Origin of the sequence: Selenomonas sp. oral taxon 138 str. F0429 (genome assembly GCF_000318175.2) — a bacterium.
Taxonomy (GTDB): domain Bacteria; phylum Bacillota; class Negativicutes; order Selenomonadales; family Selenomonadaceae; genus Centipeda; species Centipeda timonae.
In genome coordinates, this window is sequence record NZ_KB290948.1 from 1 (window position 1) to 613 (window position 613).

Annotated in this window: 1 rRNA gene; it reads left to right on the forward strand. The window is 45.8% G+C overall.

Annotation, left to right across the window (positions count from 1 at the left end):
* Positions 1 to 409: 409 nt before the first annotated feature.
* A 23S ribosomal RNA gene (locus HMPREF9163_RS12205) occupies positions 410 to 613 on the forward strand; the annotation flags it as partial.

Consider the following 613-nt stretch of genomic DNA (forward strand, 5'->3'; position numbering starts at 1 on the left):
TTGGCTAACGTTTTGCATTGTCTAGTTTTGAGGGCGCATCGAACGCAAGAGATTGCGTAGTTGTGACCTCTTTGTTCACTGAAAACTGCACAGAAGAAACAAGAAAATCTAAAAGGGAGATTTCATGTACTCATGCATGAGGTTTTCCTCACTGAGGTCTTCTACCGCAAGGTAGAAAGTAACAGAATAGATTTTCCCGAGGAATCGCTGATGAAATGAAGTCATTCAGCTTGGCGCAGATTTTATGGTCTGCCGCGGAGACAAACCGGACGCATAGCAGAGCTATGTGGAGGATTTGTCGACAACGGCAGAGCGGAAAAGATGCCCAAGATGGAGGGCTGAATGAGTCAGTGCTTCCGAATAGCAAATTAGGATAAAGCGAAAATACCTAAGTAAACTTAAAGACGTAAGTCAAGTTTATAAGGGCATACGGCGGATGCCTAGGCGTTTCGAAACGAAGAAGGACGCGATAAGCTGCGATAAGCCATGACGAGCTGCAAGTAAGCATTGACTCATGGATTTCCGAATGGGGCAACCCGGCGGGAGTAACGTCCCGTCATCTTGCACTTGATGCAAGAGGAAAACACCCGATGAACTGAAACATCTAAGTAGT